This is a genomic window from Rhodococcus sp. H-CA8f (assembly GCF_002501585.1).
GTDB classification, from domain to species: Bacteria; Actinomycetota; Actinomycetes; order Mycobacteriales; family Mycobacteriaceae; genus Rhodococcus_F; species Rhodococcus_F erythropolis.
The window spans coordinates 426,248-441,623 of the sequence record NZ_CP023720.1 but is presented as its reverse complement, the minus strand read 5'-3'; the positions used below and the strand labels follow the sequence as shown (position 1 = coordinate 441,623).

Sequence of the window (15,376 nt, the reverse complement as noted above, 5' to 3'; positions counted from 1 at the left end):
TGTACATTCACTGATGCAGTGACCAAAGAAAGCGAAACGGTGGCACCGGCCGCGGACAGGTCGCACATCGTCGTCGTTCTTGTGGCGCTGATCATGATCTCGGCGGTCGGCGTATTGTTCGGCCGCCGGAAGCGCTGAAGATTGGTTTTGGCTCGGGACTGCAGATGCGCACTCGACACCAGACCGATGAGTAATAAATCGGTGTCCGTCGTGTCCGGCGCTTCCACTACTCGTCGATCTTCGCGAATCCACCAGCCTTGTTCGAGGGCATTTCTCGCGGGTCCTGGTGGTCTTCGTTCCCATTACGCTGGCGATGACACTCCTGGGCCTGGTGCTCGGCTGGACCCATGCGCTTGCCGGGGACAGGCGGCAACATGATCGACGCCGATTACACAATGTGCTGGGGCTCAGACAATTCCGACGTGATGCTGTTACGCTCCGGGTTGATGGTGGCGCTCGCACTCGTCGGCGCACGTGGACTACGTCGGCGACCCGCCTATAACCGAATGTCCGAAATGTCGAAATCGATTTGATAGCAGCAATTTTCGATCAACAATCTCTTGTGTTCGAAACTTTGTTCGATTAAACTTTCGGTATGAACAGTCGGGAAGCATGGCAGCTGGATGGTGAGGGCCTCAAGGGTGAGGTTCTGGATCTGGTGCGCGCCCGGCACGAGTTGCAGTCGCGGATGGTGTTGCTGATCGTGGAGATGTTTTCCCGTGAGGTTCTCGGCGGGAAGGGTTTTCGGTCGATCGCGCAGTGGTTGCACGGTTCGACGAATCTGGAGATCGGTGAGTGCAGTCTGCTGGTCGGTTTGGCGCGGTTGTTGATGCTCGAACCTGTTGTGGGCGATGCGTTTCACCGGGGTGATGTTGATGCGTTGAAGGCCCGGCAGGTGGCGTCGTTTTGTCAGCATCCGCCGAAGAACATGACCCTGGCGGATGTGGACAAGGCCCGCGGGATTCTGCTTCGGTTGGCGTCGAAGAACATCGCGGATTGTGATGCGGTGCGGGCGGCGATCCGGCGGATCGAGAAGCAGTACGGAAAACGGGAGGACGGGGTCCCGGTCGGCGAGGATTCCGAACGTAACGAGTTCTACGCCTCGAAAGGCTTGTACGGCAGAGTGACTGTGAAGGGTGATCTGGATGCGGTCAACGGGGCCCGTCTGATCACGTTGTTGTCGAGTTTGTCGGCGCCGACGCCGGAGAAGGACGGTGTCAAGGACACGCGTACTCCGGCATTACGGCGTGCGGACGGGTTTTGCGAGTTGTTGCGCCGGTATGAGCGGGCGGGGTTGGGTCCGATCGAGGGCGGCGTGAAACCACACATCACGGTCACCGCGTCCGCGAAAGACATGACGGACCTGCAGGCGTTGAAAGACCTGTTGCCGTCCACCGAGGAGCTGGGATTCGCGTGGACGGATTGGGTGGGCCCGATCAGTATCGACACTGCCCGGATGCTGGCGTGCGACTGCACCGTGACGCGGATCTTGTTGGATGAGAATGGTGTTCCGCTCGACTGCGGTAAGGAAGCGAGAACGGCGACGGTTCCGCAGCGGCGGGCGTTGGCGGTTCGTGATGGTGGGTGCGCGTTTCCGGGGTGTGGGACGCCGTCGGGGTGGTGCGATGCTCATCATATTGTTCACTGGAATGATGGTGGCCCAACAGATCTCGACAATCTGATCTTGTTGTGCGGCCATCATCATCGGACGATGCACCACACGGAGTGGCGGGTGGAGATCGGTCCGGATCGGAAGTCGGTGTTCTATCCACCGATGTCGATCGATCCGTATCAACAGCCGATCGGCGGGAACAGCCCACCCACAGCGGCGTGAATCGCGAAAATCGAATACATCAGCACCGGGGACGAACCATGCCCCGGTGCTGGTGCACGTTTCTGGTCAGATCCCAACCCCTCAAATCCCAGCCCCTCAGATCCCAGCCCCTCAGATCCCAGCCCCTCAGATCCCAGCCCCTCAGATCCCGGCCCTTCGCACGAGAGCGTCAGTGACAGAAGGGGATACAACGTCAATCGCTCGTAACAGCCCCGCGTACCGCGGATACAGCTCGACGGGACGCGTATTGATCGCCCGCAAGATCCACGATGCAGCTTGATCGGCCGTCAGCGCCGGCTGGCTCACGTAATCCGCCGTCGGCGCGATCATCGGTGTTCGTATGAGTGGGAATTGCACTGTGGTGACATCGACACCGGTGCCGTGACATTCCGCGCCGAGGCTTCGGCCGAAGGCACTGAGAGCAGACTTCGACGCGTGGTAGGCACTGAACCTCGGCATCACGCCGGCAGTGACTCCCCAGGTTCCGACGTTGATGATGTGTCCGGACTTCGCCTCGAGCATCGCGGGCAGCAGACGCAACGTCAGTCGTGTAGGTCCGAAGTAGTTGAGTGCCATGGTGCGCTCGTAGTCGTGGAATCGGTCGACCGAATCCAACGCGGTACGCCGGATCGAGCGACCCGCATTGTTGACGAGGATGTCGACCGACCCGAATCGATCCGCGATCGTCTCCGCGAGTTCGTCGACGGCTTCACCGCGGGAGAGGTCCGCAGGCACGATGTGCGCCCACCCTCCCCTGCGGTGGATCTCGTCCCGTACGTGTTCGAGGTTTTCCTGACCGCGCGCGACCAGGATCATCTCGGCTCCCCGACGAGCCAAGAGATGAGCTGTCGCCTCGCCGATCCCCGAGGAAGCTCCTGTCAGAACGATCGTCTTGTCGGAGAGCGTGACACCGCGTGACGGAACAAGAGAGCGCAGACGCGTCGGCGGACTCAAGGCAATATTGCTGAGCAGCGTTCTGATCACATCGGCCTCGGTTCGATCTTCGCGTGCGTTTCGGTGCGAACCCATCCCTGAACAGCCAACTTCGAGCGCACCGCGGAAATTACTCAAAAGTAAGTTATGGCGCCGTTTCGACCGTGTCAAGAATTCGTCGAGATCCAGGAGTATCTGCCACTAGCTTTTCCTGATACCTCGGGTTACATTAAACCCAGACCGAGTGCCAGCGATCACACAACCGGCCCTCGATTCCACCGAACACCGCGAGAAATACCAGCGGTGACCGAAACGAAGAGGAGACGCCATGACGCTCACATCGCCGCTCGACAAGCGCGGAGAAGCATCCGACGACTCGTACAACGAGACGCTTCGACTCCTGTCCGAGGGCTCGGTGCACAAGCACTTCGACCCGTACCTCGACATCGACTGGGACTCCCCCGAGTTTGCCGTCGTCCCGAACGATCGCCGCTGGATCCTCCCGGCCGAGACAGACCCGCTGGGTGCTCACCCCTGGTACCAGTCGCAGTCCGAGGCCAGGCAGATCGAAATCGGCATGTGGCGCCAGGCCAATGTCGCGAAGGTCGGTCTCCAGTTCGAGAACATTCTGATCCGCGGCATGATGCAGTACGTCTTCTCGCTGCCCAACGATTCGGCCGAGGCGCGCTACTGCACGCACGAGTCGGTCGAAGAGTGCAACCACACGATGATGTTCCAGGAGATGGTCAACCGCATCGGTGCCGACGCTCCCGGCATGAGCCGTCCGATGAAGATGCTTGCACCCTTCATCCCCCTCGCTGCGGGTCCGTTCCCCGAACTGTTCTTCGTCGGTGTCCTCGCCGGTGAAGAGCCGATCGACCACATTCAGAAGAGCATCCTGCGCGCCGGCGGCCAGATCCACCCGATCATGCAGTCGGTCATGGCCATCCACGTAGCCGAGGAAGCGCGTCACATCTCGTTCGCGCACAAGCTTCTGAGCCGTCGCATCCCGCTGATGTCACGCCCGAACCGGTTCGTCCTCTCGCTGCTGTTCCCGATCGTCATGCGCATTCTCTGTGACGCCATCGTCATCCCGCCGAAGTCCTTCTGGAAGCAGTTCGACATCCCGAAGTCCGTGAAGAAGGACCTGTTCTGGGATCTGCCCGAGTCACGCCAGACCCTGCGCAACTACTTCGGTGACGTCCGCATGCTGGCCACCGACACCGGCCTGATGAACCGTGCCTCGCGCCTGGTGTGGAAGGCCTGCAAGATGGACGGCCGCGCATCACGTTTCCGTAGCGAACCTCACCGCAGCTCGCACAACGCCGCCGCGTAGCTCCCGGACAGTCGAGATCGGACTCATAGCGCCATGCCACACGTAGTCACGCAGTCCTGTTGCAGCGACGCCTCGTGCGTCTACGCCTGCCCGGTCAACTGCATCCATCCGACGCCGGACGAGCCGGACTTCCTCACCGCCGAGATGCTGCACATCGATCCGCAGGCCTGCGTCGACTGCGGCGCATGCGTCTCGGCCTGCCCGGTCGACGCCATCGTCCCCGAGTCGAAGCTGACCGACCCGCAGCGAGTCTTCCTGTCCATCAATGCGGACTTCTACAAGGAAGAGCGGCCCAGGCCGCTTCTCGCCAAGGTCATTCCGGCAGCCCACGTCGACAAGGGCCGACCGCCGTTGCGCGTTGCGATCGTCGGTTCCGGACCGTCGGCGATGTATGCCGCGGACGAGTTGCTGACTCAGCCTGACGTGCAGGTCAACGTCTTCGATCGCCTTCCTGTGCCTTACGGCCTGGTTCGCGCCGGCGTTGCTCCGGACCATCAGAAGACCAAGCAGGTCACTCGCTTGTTCGACAAGATCGCCGCACAAAAGGGTTTCGAGTTCTACCTCAACGTCGAGATCGGCAAGCACATCTCGCACAGCGAACTGCTCGAAAATCACCATGCGGTGCTCTACGCAGTCGGCGCTTCGTCCGACCGTGGTCTCGGCATTCCGGGTGCTGATCTGCCTGGCACGGCATCGGCCACCGACTTCGTGGCCTGGTACAACGGCCACCCCGATCACGCCGACGACGTCTTCGATCTCTCGCATCGCCGCGCGGTCATCATCGGAAACGGAAACGTCGCGCTCGACGTCGCTCGCATTCTGACGGCCGATCCCGAGAAGTTGGCGGGCACTGACATCTCCGCTCACGCACTCGCCGCTCTGCGGAAGAGTCGCGTCGAAGAAGTTGTCATCGTGGGTCGACGCGGAATCGCGCAGTCCGCGTTCACAGTCCCCGAGTTCACCGGCCTGATGGCACTGCCGGACATCGAACTCTCTGTCGGATCCGACGACATGGTTCTCGACTCGGCCACCGAAGAACTGGCAAAACGCGGCGAGCTTCCGCATGCCGTCGAGCAGAAGTTGCGTCTACTCGAAGCCCTGAAGAACCGCGATCACGTCGACGTCGGCAACAAGCGCATCACGTTGCGCTACCTGCTCACGCCGACGTCGATCACCGGCGACGATCAGGTCAGTGGAATCGAGTTCGCTCGCAACGCCCTGGTCGACGCCAACGGAACCGTGCAGATCGAGGCGACGGGCGATACCGAGACCATCGATGCCGGCTTGGTCCTCACCTCGATCGGCTACCGCGGAGTGCCCATCACCGGCGTCCCGTTCGACGAGCGTGCTTCGGTCATTCCGAATGAGAACGGCCGCGTCCTCGAAGCTCCGAACGGCGATCCCGCAACCGGCGTCTACGCGACCGGTTGGATCAAGCGCGGACCGAGTGGGTTCATCGGCACCAACAAGTCCTGCGCGCAGGAAACGATCAGGATGCTCGTCGACGACTTCAACGACGGACGCCTGACCAACCCGGTCGCCGACGACTCCGCAGTCGATCGTCTGGTCCGGGCACGACAGTCCGACGTAGTCGACCGCGAGGGCTGGCACGCCATCGACAAGGCGGAACTGGAACGCGGCGCTGCGCACGACCGTGTCCGCGAAAAGGTTCTGGATCAGGTCGAGATCACCTCCATCCTCGACGCTGCGGCCCGGGTGAAACCGGCGCGTCGATTCGGTCGACCCGTTCGCGCTCGCTGATCCGCTACAGGTAAACAGCTACTTTCACGCACACGGCCCCGCCTGCAGACTCGTCTGCCCGGCGGGGCCGTCTGCGTTCCGGCAGCGTCCCACTCAGCGAAAATTTTTGCCCGTCAGCGGCCAAAATCGTGTAATACTGCAACCTGTTCCAGTAAGCGGCACAGCGGGCCCACGATCCCCCGGATCAGGCTCGCCAACCAGATGAGGATTGCATGAGCGAGACTGCAACGCCGGCGCCGAACGGGAGTGTGACACCTGCAGTAGAGGGTTGGTTCACCACCGGCGACGAACCTGCTCTGATCGGCACGAAGTGCCAATCCTGCGGCACCATTTCCTTCCCTCGTGAGGCGACGTTCTGCAAGAACCCGAGCTGCTTCAGCGAGGAGTTCGACGACGTGGAACTCTCCCGCCGCGGCACTGTCTGGTCGTACACCGACGCGCAGTACCAGCCCCCGCCGCCGTACATCCCGCGCTCGGATCCGTACGAGCCTTTTGCTCTTGCAGCAGTCGAACTGCCCGAGGGGATCGTCATCCTCGGCCAGGTGGCCGACGGATTCGGCGTCGATGATCTCAAGGTCGGCAATACCGTCGAATTGGTTGTCGAGCCGCTGTACACCGACGAAACCGGAGTACGTACGACGTGGCGCTGGAAGCCTGTCGCCGCAGCTGATCAGGGGTCGCAGTCATGAGCAAGGACGTCGCAGTACTCGGTGTCGGTATGCACCCCTGGGGCAAGTGGGGCCAGTCGTTCGTGAAATACGGCGTTGCCGCCGCTCGCGCCGCGCTCGCCGATTCGGGTGTGAATTGGCAGGACGTCGACTTCATCGTCGGCGGCGAGACAGTCCGCAACGGTTACGGCGGATACGTCGCCGGAGCCACCTTCGCACAGGCACTCGGCTGGAACGGCGCTCGCGTCGCCACGTCGTACGCAGCGTGCGCGACGGGAGCCCAGGCACTCGACACCGCTCGCGCACGAATCCTGGCCGGCCTCAGCGAAGTTGCCCTGGTCGTCGGCGCGGACACCACCCCCAAGGGTTTCCTCGCTCCCGTCGCCGGTGAGCGTTGGGACGACCCGGACTGGTTGCGCTTCCGCCTCATGGGTATGACCAACCCGGCGTACTTCGCGCTCAACGCGCGTCGTCGCATCGACCTCTACGGCGCCACCGCGGAGGACTTCGCCAACGTGAAGGTCAAGAACGCCAAGCACGGGCTCAATAATCCGAATGCGCGCTACCGCAAGGAAGTCACCGTCGAGAACGTGTTGGCCTCCCCCGTGGTGTCCAATCCCCTTCACCTGCTCGACATCTGCGCGACGTCCGACGGCGGCGCCGCAATCTTGCTGACGTCGATGGAATACGCCCGCAAGATGGGCATCGCGGAACCTGTTCGCATCAAGGCTATTTCGACGGTCACGCCGACGTTCCCGCAGACGATCATGGATATGCCGAACTTCTCCACCGATTCCAGCTCCGCCGTCCCGGCTCCGGAGCGCACGTTCAAGGAATCCATCGGCTACGCCGCGTACGAGGAAGCCGGAATCTCTCCCGAAGACGTCGACGTCGCCGAGGTCTACGACCTCGCTACCTCGGTGGAACTGGACTGGATCGAAGACCTCGCGCTGTGCAAGCGGGGCGAGGCCGAGCACCTTCTGCGTGCGGGTGACACCAGTATCGGAGGCCGCATCCCGGTCAATCCGTCCGGCGGTCTCGCGTGCTTCGGCGAAGCCGTTCCCGCACAGGCACTTGCGCAGGTGTGCGAGCTCACCTGGCAGCTGCGCGGACAAGCCGAAGGCCGTCAGGTCGAAGGCGCCCGCATCGGTATCACCGCCAACCAAGGCCTGTTCGGACACGGCTCCTCGGTGATCGTTTCCGCCTGACCCTGTTTCTACTTTCGTGGCGGTCGCACACTCACCCGTGAGCGGCCGCCACGATCACGTCTGCCACTGCCCCTGGCTGTGAGACCAGCGAGGCATGGGAGGTCGGGAGTTCGCTGGTGTTCGCGCCCATCCGGTTTGCCATGAACCGCTGCGCCGAAGCTGGGATCACGCGATCCTCACCGGCGACCAGATACCAGCTCGGTGTGTTCGCCCACGACGGTGGCCCGCCGAGTTCGAGGTTCGCCCACAAAGCGGCGGACTTCTGGTGAGCCAACATCGTTGCCGCCGTCTCGTCGGAAACGTCTTGAGCGAAGACGGAATGGAAATACTCGTCCGTGACGTAGCCGTCGACGTTCTTCCCGCCGATCGCGTGAGGATCGTCGACGATCCTCAATCCCAGAGCGGGAGGAAGCAATTGGCTGCCAGGAAATCGAATCGGGTCGATCGTGATCTGTACCGGCTCACCCTCCACCGGACCGAACGCCGCGATGTAGACCAGCGACTGGACCTTCGGATCGTGGACATTGGTGATCACCGCGCCGCCGTACGAGTGCCCGACGAGAACGACGGGGCCGTCGATGTCCGCAACCGTCTTCTCGATCACGGACGCGTCGTAAGCCGGCCCGCGCAGAGGATTGTCCGGCGTCACGACGCGATAGCCACGCGAGCGTAGGTCGGCGGCAACTCCGTCCCAACTGGTGGCGTCGGCAAAGGCTCCGTGAACCAGAACGACAGTTGGCTTGGGGCCTGCCACCGCAGCACCGGAACCGAAGATCAGTCCGGCCGCGACTGTCATGAGCATTGCCAGAACTGCTGTGAATACACGTGAGATCTTCATGCGTTTCCTTCACTCTCGTAGGCAAGCGAGAAACTGCGGTAGGCCGGGACACACCCGTTTCGATCCTAGAAATACCTGCTGCGACGGACGTGACTGTCCGTGCAGACTTCTGGGCTCACGGTGCACAAATTCTGGTTGAGCGTCCACATCCCGGGGTATCAAGGCTGCATGGCTTTGCTCCTGGATACTTCCGTGCTGGAGCCTGACCAACGCACGGACGCCTTCGTCGACGCGATGGGACGCGCATCGGTTCCCTGTGCGATCCACTTGGAGGATCCGGCGGGCGTGAGCGCCCGGATGAACGTGTGGAATCTGGGCGCAGCATCACTGTTCCGCTCCGAGTCGACGGGGATGCGATTGACCAGAACACCGCGGCACGTGCGATCAGCGTCGATGCCGGTTCTCGCGATTGCCCTGCAGGAGAGCGGAATCGGCCATCTAGATCAGCACGATGAGCAACGCAGAGTCCCGGCCGGTGAACTACTCATGACGGACCTGACGTCGACCTACGATTTTTCCTGGACGGTAACGGGCGCTTCCCAGTGCCTCTACGTTCCGATGGATCGGCTGGGACTACCGATCGACTCCATCCGTGACGCTGCCACGCGACCTCACCACAGCAACCTGTACCCCTTGATGATCGCGCACGTTCGTGAATTATTCCGCAGCGCAGATCAGTTGGAGACCGATCCTGCCGCCGAACAATTGGGCGAGGCCTCGATCGAACTGGCGCGCGCTTTGGTCGCTTCGATCACGCATGCAAATCCCGACGCCTCCGCTCCGAGATCGGCACTCACGTTGACATCGGTCCGCCGATACATCCGCGAACACCTTCACGATCCGGCGCTGCATCCTGCACGAATTGCCCACGCCCACAGCATCTCACTGCGTCAGCTGTACAAGATCTGTTCGGACAACGAATTCCGGCTCGAGCAGTGGATCATCACCCAGCGCCTGCAGAAGGCTCGGGACGAACTGGCTCGACCCGCTACCGTCGACCTGCCGATCGCCACCATTGCGCGCCGTGCGGGATTTGTCGACGCCGGACACTTCAGCCGACGCTTTCGACAGGCCTACGGGCTGAGCCCGACTCGTTGGCGTCAGCTCCGCGATTGCAGCAACGCCACAACGTCTGACTGACCACGGCTTTCGGCATTGTCCAATGCGGTCTTTCCCGACGCATCCCGGATCGAGGGATCTGCCCCGGCGTCGAGAAGCTGAGTGATCACGTCGACGTAGCGCGCCGAGCCGTCGCCGTACACAACGGCCTCGAGAAGCGCCGTCCACCCCGGATCATTGACGTGATTGACCGGTACCCCGGCAGCAATCAGCATCCGGACGGTCTCGACATGCGCGTGTTCACTCGCGGGAATCAGAGCCGTACCGCCGTAACGGTTCACGCTGTCGACATCCGCGCCATGGCTGAGCGTCAGTGCCAGAATCTCGTTCAATCCCTCGGCTCCGGAATACAGGAAGGCCGAATCCTGCATGGAATCCTTCGCGTTCACGTCAGCTCCGGCAAGAATCAACGTAGAAGCCGCAGCGACGGCGTTGTTCTTGGTGGCCTCGACGAGTGGAGTCCGTTCGCCCTCGCCGCGCGCTTCGATGTTCGCGCCGGCAGTCAGGGCAGCGGTAACAGCTGCGGGATCATTGCGGTCCACAGCATCGAAGAGCGTGCGTTCGGATTCCGGCGTCGACGATGGCTTTACACCCGCAGGTGGTACAGCTGCCGTTGTTGTCGCTGACGCCGCGGTTGTCGGCGTCAGCGCGGTGTCGGACGAACTGCAACCCGCCAACGCTCCGGTCACTGATACCGCGAAGATTGCGCAGGCGAGGACAAACCTGCGCGGCCGCGCCGTCACAGCGAATCACTTTCTTGGACAAGTGTTTCGAGCGTCATCCTGACGGCGTCCAGGTGTTCGGCCATCGCCCTGGAGGCGTGGTCGTAACTCCCGGATGCAATTCCTTCGACTATTCGTTCGTGTTCCTCGTTCGACTTTTCCTGGCGACCGGCAACAAGATTGAGTGTCTCGGATTGCCTTGTCAGCGCTTCACGGATATCGACGATTACCGACTCGAAGACACGATTCCTACTGGCTTTTGCAATCAGTCCGTGAAATTGGGCGTCGAGTGCAACCCATACGAGCGGATCGTCCTCGTCACGCATCTGCTGTACCAGTCCGCGGAGGGCTGCCAGTTCCTCCGCTGTGTGCCGTTGCGCAGCCCATCCTGCGGCCGGAATTTCGACATGAGGCCGTGCTTCGACCAATTCGTTGGCCGCGTAACTGCCGAAATCGAGGTCTCGCGCTATCGAATCACTGACGACGAAGGTGCCGAGCCCGGATTTTGTCTCGGTGAGCCCGAGTGCGTGGCACGAGCGCAGGGCTTCACGGATGACCGATCGACTGACCCCGTGCCTTTCGGCCAGGGACGCTTCGGACGGGAGACGCTCTCCGACTGCCAGATCGCCGGAGGCTATTGCGGCACGAAGGTCTGCGAGGACTGCCTCGGCAGCACTCACCCGCGCGGCGACTGGTCGCCTGGTGACCCAGCTGTCTGACAGGTTCATGCCGTCATTGTTGCGACTGCCGAAGTCCCGCGTCAAACATCGCACCTGGTGACGGGTTGACGTGCAGGAGTGAGCGAGGTAACAATTAGACCTGTCAGACAGCCTGATAGCCCGATAGCTGGGCGGGTCTACTACTTGTCCGTCAGCGCTGCGATCCCGAAATACACCCACCGCGCAGAGTGATGCTCGCGCGAAGAGACACGAGGAATTGATCAAGTGCTCGAAACGCGAACAGAACACGATCTGCTCGGCGATCGCGAAGTTCCAGCCGATTCGTACTGGGGAATCCACACCTTGCGCGCGATGGAGAACTTCCCGATCACTGGTCGAACAATTTCCACGAACCCGCATCTGATCCGCGGCATCGCTTACGTCAAATGGGCCGCAGCCAGCGCAAACGAGAAGCTGGGCATCCTCGACGGCCCGCGAGCCGAGGCCATCTCACAGGCATGCAAGGAAATCGTGGACGGCCGGTGGCACGAACAGTTCGTGGTGGACGTCATCCAGGGTGGTGCCGGAACGTCGACGAACATGAATGCCAACGAGGTAATCGCCAATCGCGCATTGGAAATCCTCGGCCACCAGCGCGGCGACTACGAACGACTTCACCCCAATGAGCACGTGAACCTGAGCCAATCGACCAACGACGTCTACCCCACGGCCGTCAACATCTCGACGATCTTCGCGATCGAGGACCTGCTGGATGCACTTCGTGTACTCCAGAATGCGTTCACGACCAAATCTCTCGAGTTCGCCGACACAGTGAAGATGGGACGCACCCAACTGCAGGACGCCGTGCCGATGACTCTGGGTCAGGAGTTCGGCACCTACGCGGTCATGATCGAGGAGGATCGAGCGCGCCTGGCTGAGGCTGCTCTTCTCGTTCACGAGATCAACCTCGGCGCCACTGCTATCGGCACCGGTCTCAACGCACCTGCCGGCTACGCCGAGGTGGCCTGTTCCGACCTGGGCGCACTAACCGGGCTGCCGCTGGTGTTGGCAACGGATCTGGTCGAAGCGACCCAAGACGTGGGCCAGTTCGTCCACCTCTCCGGCGTACTCAAGCGGGTCGCTGTGAAGTTGTCCAAGGTGTGCAACGATCTTCGGCTGCTCTCTTCTGGTCCGCGAGCCGGATTGAACGAGATCAATCTGCCTCCGGTGCAGGCAGGTTCGTCGATCATGCCGGGCAAGGTCAATCCGGTAATTCCCGAGGTCCTCAATCAGGTCGCGTACGAAGTCATCGGCAATGACGTGACGATTACGATGGCTGCGGAATCCGGGCAACTCCAACTCAACGCTTTCGAGCCGATCATCGTGCACTCACTGTCCGAAGGAATGCGACACCTCGGTGCGGCTTGCCGCATTCTGGCGGACCGGTGCGTACTCGGTATCACGGCCAACACCGAACTGTTGCGCGCGCGAGTCGAAGACTCCATCGGCCTCGTCACTGCGCTCAATCCCTACATCGGATATACCGCGTCCACCCGGATTGCCCAGGAGGCGTTGATTTCCGGGCGTCGCGTCGCCGATCTCGTGATCGAAGCGGGCCTGCTCGACCGCGAGGAACTCGATCGGTTGCTCAGCCCCGAACATCTCGCCAATCTCCGCGTTGCGGGCGAGAAGCCTCATGCTACCGCCGTCGCGGAGGAGGTTTGATGACCGTCGAACGGGAAGAGACACCCCACGCCGCGGTTGCCGCTGAAGAGGATCTCGGATATCAGAAGGCGCTCGGCCCCAGACAGATTCAGATGATCGCGATCGGTGGTGCGATCGGAACAGGCCTTTTCATGGGTGCGGGAGGGCGACTCCAACAGGCGGGCCCGGCCTTGGTTCTCGTGTACGCGTTGTGCGGGTTCTTCGCGTTCCTGATCCTGAGGGCACTCGGCGAACTGGTGATGCACCGCCCGACTTCGGGATCCTTCGTTTCCTACGCACGCGAATTCTTCGGCGAGAAGATGGCTTTCGCCGCGGGTTGGCTGTACTGGATGAACTGGGCAATGACTGCCGTGGTCGATGTCACGGCTGTGGCGTTGTACATGAACTTCTTCAAAAAGTACTGGGCGCCACTGGGGCACATCGATCAGTGGATGTTCGCTCTGATCGCGGTGGTGTTGGTTCTCGGACTGAATCTGGTGTCCGTGAAAGTCTTCGGAGAGCTGGAGTTCTGGTTCGCGTTGATCAAGGTCGTTGCGTTGACCGCGTTCCTCGGGTTCGGTGTCTATTTCGTACTCTTCGGCACGCCCATCGAAGGGCATTCCTCCGGATTCAGCCTGATCACCGACAATGGTGGGCTGTTCCCCAACGGAATACTTCCGGCAGTCGTGGTGATTCAGGGCGTCGTGTTCGCTTACGCCTCAATTGAACTCGTGGGAACCACGGCCGGAGAGACCGAAAATCCCCGGAAGGTGATACCCAAGGCAATCAACACAGTGATCATTCGGATCCTCGTCTTCTACGTGGGATCGGTACTACTGCTCTCGCTGTTGCTCCCGTACACGGAGTACCACGCCGGTGAAAGTCCATTCGTCACATTCTTCGGTTCGATCAACATCCAAGGCGCGGATGCGATCATGAATCTGGTCGTTCTCACTGCAGCCTTGTCTTCCCTCAATGCCGGATTGTATTCGACCGGACGAATACTCCATTCGATGGCGATGGCAGGCTCGGCGCCTGCCTTCGCTGCCAAAATGAACAAAGCCGGAGTGCCGTACGGGGGAATCGCACTCACCGGCGTGGTCATTCTGTTCGGCGTCGGGCTCAATGCTGTTGTCCCAGCGCAAGCCTTCGAAATAGTCCTCAATCTTGCAGCCCTCGGCATCATCAGTGCGTGGGCAGTCATAGTGTTGTGCCAGTTGAAGCTCTGGCAACTTGCGAAACAAGGCAAAGTCACCCGCCCTCCCTTCCGCATATTCGGCGCACCGTACACCGGGATCGCGACACTGGTCTTTCTTGCGGTCGTTATCGTATTGATGGCATTCGACAACCCTGTTGGAACATGGACCGTCGGCTCCATCGCGATCATCGCACCGCTGTTGATGATTGGTTGGTACGGCGCCAGGAATCGCATTCGCGAGTTGGCCATCCATCGCCCCACAGCTTGACGTGAAAGGACCTCAGTGTCGAAAGTCGCAGTCGTCACCACTGGTGGCACCATCGCCAGCACCCGAGATGCGCACGGAATCAGTCGGCCCGCAATCACCGGTGCAGATCTGCTCGGCAATGAGCAGACCGACATCGATCTTCGAGTCGTGGACGTGATGTCGAAGGACAGCTCGAGCATGACCTTCGCGGACATGGATCGTGTTCGCGACGCCGTAGCCGACGAATTGAAGGATCCTGGACTCGACGCGGTGGTCGTGCTTCACGGCACCGACACGATGGAGGAAACTGCGTTCTTGTTGGACCTGCACCACGACGACCGACGTCCGGTGGTCTTCACCGGGGCGCAGCGCACTTTCGACCATCCCGAGTCCGACGCTCGTTCGAATCTGGCCGCGGCGATCGCGGCCGGACTCGACATCTCGTCGCAGGGACGTGGTGTCCTCATCGCCTTCGGCGGTTCGGTCCACCCGGCCGCAGGTACGCGAAAGGCCGACACGACGGCACTTGATGCCTTCCACTCCTTGCGCATCGATCCGGCACTGCTGCACACTCCCGAACCATTGCCGTGGCATCCGATTTCGAACACCCGCGTCGACATCATCGCCGTGTATCCCGGGGCAGACCGCGTACAGATCGACGCTTGCGTGAGCGCCGGGGCAAATGGACTCGTTCTCGACGGACTCGGTTCGGGAAATGCCAATCCGACGATCGTCGAGGCCGTCCGAGACTGCGTAGGCGCTCACATTCCGGTGGTAGTGACAACTCGTGTGCCCTCGGGGCCAATCTCCCCGGTTTACGGAGGTGGTGGCGGCGGCCACGACTTGATCGCCGCAGGCGCTGTATTTTCCACCGATCTTCGGGCCGGTCAGGCACGTGTACTTCTGGCGGCCTTGTTGTCAGATCCGGATCTCGTGGGCCTGGAAAAGGCATTCGACCGATATTCGAGGTTTGCTCGCACCCCGCCATTCAGGCGGTAGCACTGGCGACGCCGTCGTAGTTCGAACGCACCCCTCGCTAAATCAGGGACTTTGGTCCGAATCTTTTGATTTGGACGCTTAACAAGTGTCCGAATTGGGTAGTTTCACATCATCTAACTCGTTACGTATGTCGATCCAGCGGTCACGTCC

General features: G+C 61.4%; 14 protein-coding genes. 10 read left to right on the top strand and 4 right to left on the bottom strand.

From position 1 onward, the window contains the following. Nucleotides 1-18: 18 nt before the first annotated feature. Entirely contained in the window at nucleotides 19-138 is a 120-nt protein-coding gene (locus tag CPI83_RS30610; protein WP_117435002.1) for an LPXTG cell wall anchor domain-containing protein, read from the top strand. Between the two features lie 457 nt (nucleotides 139-595). Then, the gene (locus tag CPI83_RS02060; RefSeq protein ID WP_092765525.1) at nucleotides 596-1,834 is read left to right on the top strand and encodes an HNH endonuclease signature motif containing protein; all 1,239 of its coding nucleotides are present in this window, start codon (nucleotides 596-598) and stop codon (nucleotides 1,832-1,834) included. 141 nt (nucleotides 1,835-1,975) lie between these two features. On the opposite strand, the gene CPI83_RS02055 is transcribed toward CPI83_RS02060, so the two are convergent. Then, entirely contained in the window at nucleotides 1,976-2,863 is an 888-nt protein-coding gene (locus CPI83_RS02055; RefSeq protein ID WP_092765524.1) for an SDR family oxidoreductase, read from the bottom strand. 232 nt (nucleotides 2,864-3,095) lie between these two features. On the opposite strand from CPI83_RS02055, the gene CPI83_RS02050 reads away from it, so the two are divergent. The 4 genes from CPI83_RS02050 (at nucleotide 3,096) to CPI83_RS02035 (ending at nucleotide 7,740) form a co-directional block, all read left to right on the top strand. Further along, a complete protein-coding gene (locus CPI83_RS02050) occupies nucleotides 3,096-4,103 on the top strand; it encodes a diiron oxygenase (protein WP_003943163.1) in 1,008 nt (335 codons plus the stop codon). A 33-nt stretch (nucleotides 4,104-4,136) separates the two neighbouring features. Further along, nucleotides 4,137-5,864, top strand: coding sequence for an FAD-dependent oxidoreductase (locus CPI83_RS02045; RefSeq protein WP_097386693.1), 1,728 nt, complete (start codon nucleotides 4,137-4,139; stop codon nucleotides 5,862-5,864). A 212-nt stretch (nucleotides 5,865-6,076) separates the two neighbouring features. Beyond that, nucleotides 6,077-6,553 carry an OB-fold domain-containing protein gene (locus tag CPI83_RS02040; protein WP_097386692.1) on the top strand — a complete coding sequence of 159 codons (477 nt, stop codon included), beginning with the start codon at nucleotides 6,077-6,079 and terminating at the stop codon, nucleotides 6,551-6,553. After that, nucleotides 6,550-7,740, top strand: a complete 1,191-nt coding sequence (locus tag CPI83_RS02035; RefSeq protein ID WP_020909545.1) for a lipid-transfer protein — start codon at nucleotides 6,550-6,552, stop codon at nucleotides 7,738-7,740. The genes CPI83_RS02040 and CPI83_RS02035 overlap by 4 nt, the downstream gene beginning before the upstream one ends. Nucleotides 7,741-7,771: 31 nt before the next feature. Here the strand turns inward: CPI83_RS02035 and CPI83_RS02030 are convergent, their stop codons facing one another. Continuing rightward, nucleotides 7,772-8,578, bottom strand: coding sequence for an alpha/beta hydrolase (locus tag CPI83_RS02030; protein ID WP_070795494.1), 807 nt, complete (start codon nucleotides 8,576-8,578; stop codon nucleotides 7,772-7,774). 168 nt (nucleotides 8,579-8,746) lie between these two features. Between CPI83_RS02030 and CPI83_RS02025 the strand changes: the two genes are divergently transcribed. Continuing rightward, nucleotides 8,747-9,718, top strand: a complete 972-nt coding sequence (locus CPI83_RS02025; RefSeq protein WP_021345916.1) for a helix-turn-helix domain-containing protein — start codon at nucleotides 8,747-8,749, stop codon at nucleotides 9,716-9,718. Here CPI83_RS02025 and CPI83_RS02020 read toward each other — a convergent pair. Continuing rightward, a complete protein-coding gene (locus CPI83_RS02020; RefSeq protein WP_232816837.1) occupies nucleotides 9,679-10,440 on the bottom strand; it encodes an ankyrin repeat domain-containing protein in 762 nt (253 codons plus the stop codon). The two genes, CPI83_RS02025 and CPI83_RS02020, sit on opposite strands and share 40 nt — an antisense overlap. Then, entirely contained in the window at nucleotides 10,437-11,147 is a 711-nt protein-coding gene (locus CPI83_RS02015; RefSeq protein ID WP_021345918.1) for a FadR/GntR family transcriptional regulator, read from the bottom strand. The genes CPI83_RS02020 and CPI83_RS02015 overlap by 4 nt, the downstream gene beginning before the upstream one ends. 216 nt (nucleotides 11,148-11,363) lie before the next feature. Between CPI83_RS02015 and CPI83_RS02010 the strand changes: the two genes are divergently transcribed. From CPI83_RS02010 to CPI83_RS02000, 3 genes are read left to right on the top strand one after another with little or no spacing between them, the layout of a single operon-like run. After that, nucleotides 11,364-12,803, top strand: coding sequence for an aspartate ammonia-lyase (locus tag CPI83_RS02010; RefSeq protein ID WP_021345919.1), 1,440 nt, complete (start codon nucleotides 11,364-11,366; stop codon nucleotides 12,801-12,803). Continuing rightward, nucleotides 12,803-14,248 carry an amino acid permease gene (locus CPI83_RS02005; RefSeq protein ID WP_021345920.1) on the top strand — a complete coding sequence of 482 codons (1,446 nt, stop codon included), beginning with the start codon at nucleotides 12,803-12,805 and terminating at the stop codon, nucleotides 14,246-14,248. The genes CPI83_RS02010 and CPI83_RS02005 overlap by 1 nt, the downstream gene beginning before the upstream one ends. A 15-nt stretch (nucleotides 14,249-14,263) precedes the next feature. Then, a complete protein-coding gene (locus CPI83_RS02000) occupies nucleotides 14,264-15,226 on the top strand; it encodes an asparaginase (RefSeq protein ID WP_097386691.1) in 963 nt (320 codons plus the stop codon). Nucleotides 15,227-15,376: the final 150 nt, after the last annotated feature.

What these genes read in the sequence shown, in the direction of transcription:
- CPI83_RS02050 (WP_003943163.1), top strand. Translation starts at nt 3,096, where the DNA reads ATGACGCTCACATCGCCGCTCGACAAGCGCGGAGAAGCATCCGACGAC.
- CPI83_RS02015 (WP_021345918.1), bottom strand. Translation starts at nt 11,147, where the DNA reads ATGAACCTGTCAGACAGCTGGGTCACCAGGCGACCAGTCGCCGCGCGG.
- CPI83_RS02005 (WP_021345920.1), top strand. Translation starts at nt 12,803, where the DNA reads ATGACCGTCGAACGGGAAGAGACACCCCACGCCGCGGTTGCCGCTGAA.
- CPI83_RS02055 (WP_092765524.1), bottom strand. Translation starts at nt 2,863, where the DNA reads ATGGGTTCGCACCGAAACGCACGCGAAGATCGAACCGAGGCCGATGTG.
- CPI83_RS02030 (WP_070795494.1), bottom strand. Translation starts at nt 8,578, where the DNA reads ATGAAGATCTCACGTGTATTCACAGCAGTTCTGGCAATGCTCATGACA.
- CPI83_RS02045 (WP_097386693.1), top strand. Translation starts at nt 4,137, where the DNA reads ATGCCACACGTAGTCACGCAGTCCTGTTGCAGCGACGCCTCGTGCGTC.
- CPI83_RS02035 (WP_020909545.1), top strand. Translation starts at nt 6,550, where the DNA reads ATGAGCAAGGACGTCGCAGTACTCGGTGTCGGTATGCACCCCTGGGGC.
- CPI83_RS02040 (WP_097386692.1), top strand. Translation starts at nt 6,077, where the DNA reads ATGAGCGAGACTGCAACGCCGGCGCCGAACGGGAGTGTGACACCTGCA.
- CPI83_RS02025 (WP_021345916.1), top strand. Translation starts at nt 8,747, where the DNA reads ATGGCTTTGCTCCTGGATACTTCCGTGCTGGAGCCTGACCAACGCACG.
- CPI83_RS02060 (WP_092765525.1), top strand. Translation starts at nt 596, where the DNA reads ATGAACAGTCGGGAAGCATGGCAGCTGGATGGTGAGGGCCTCAAGGGT.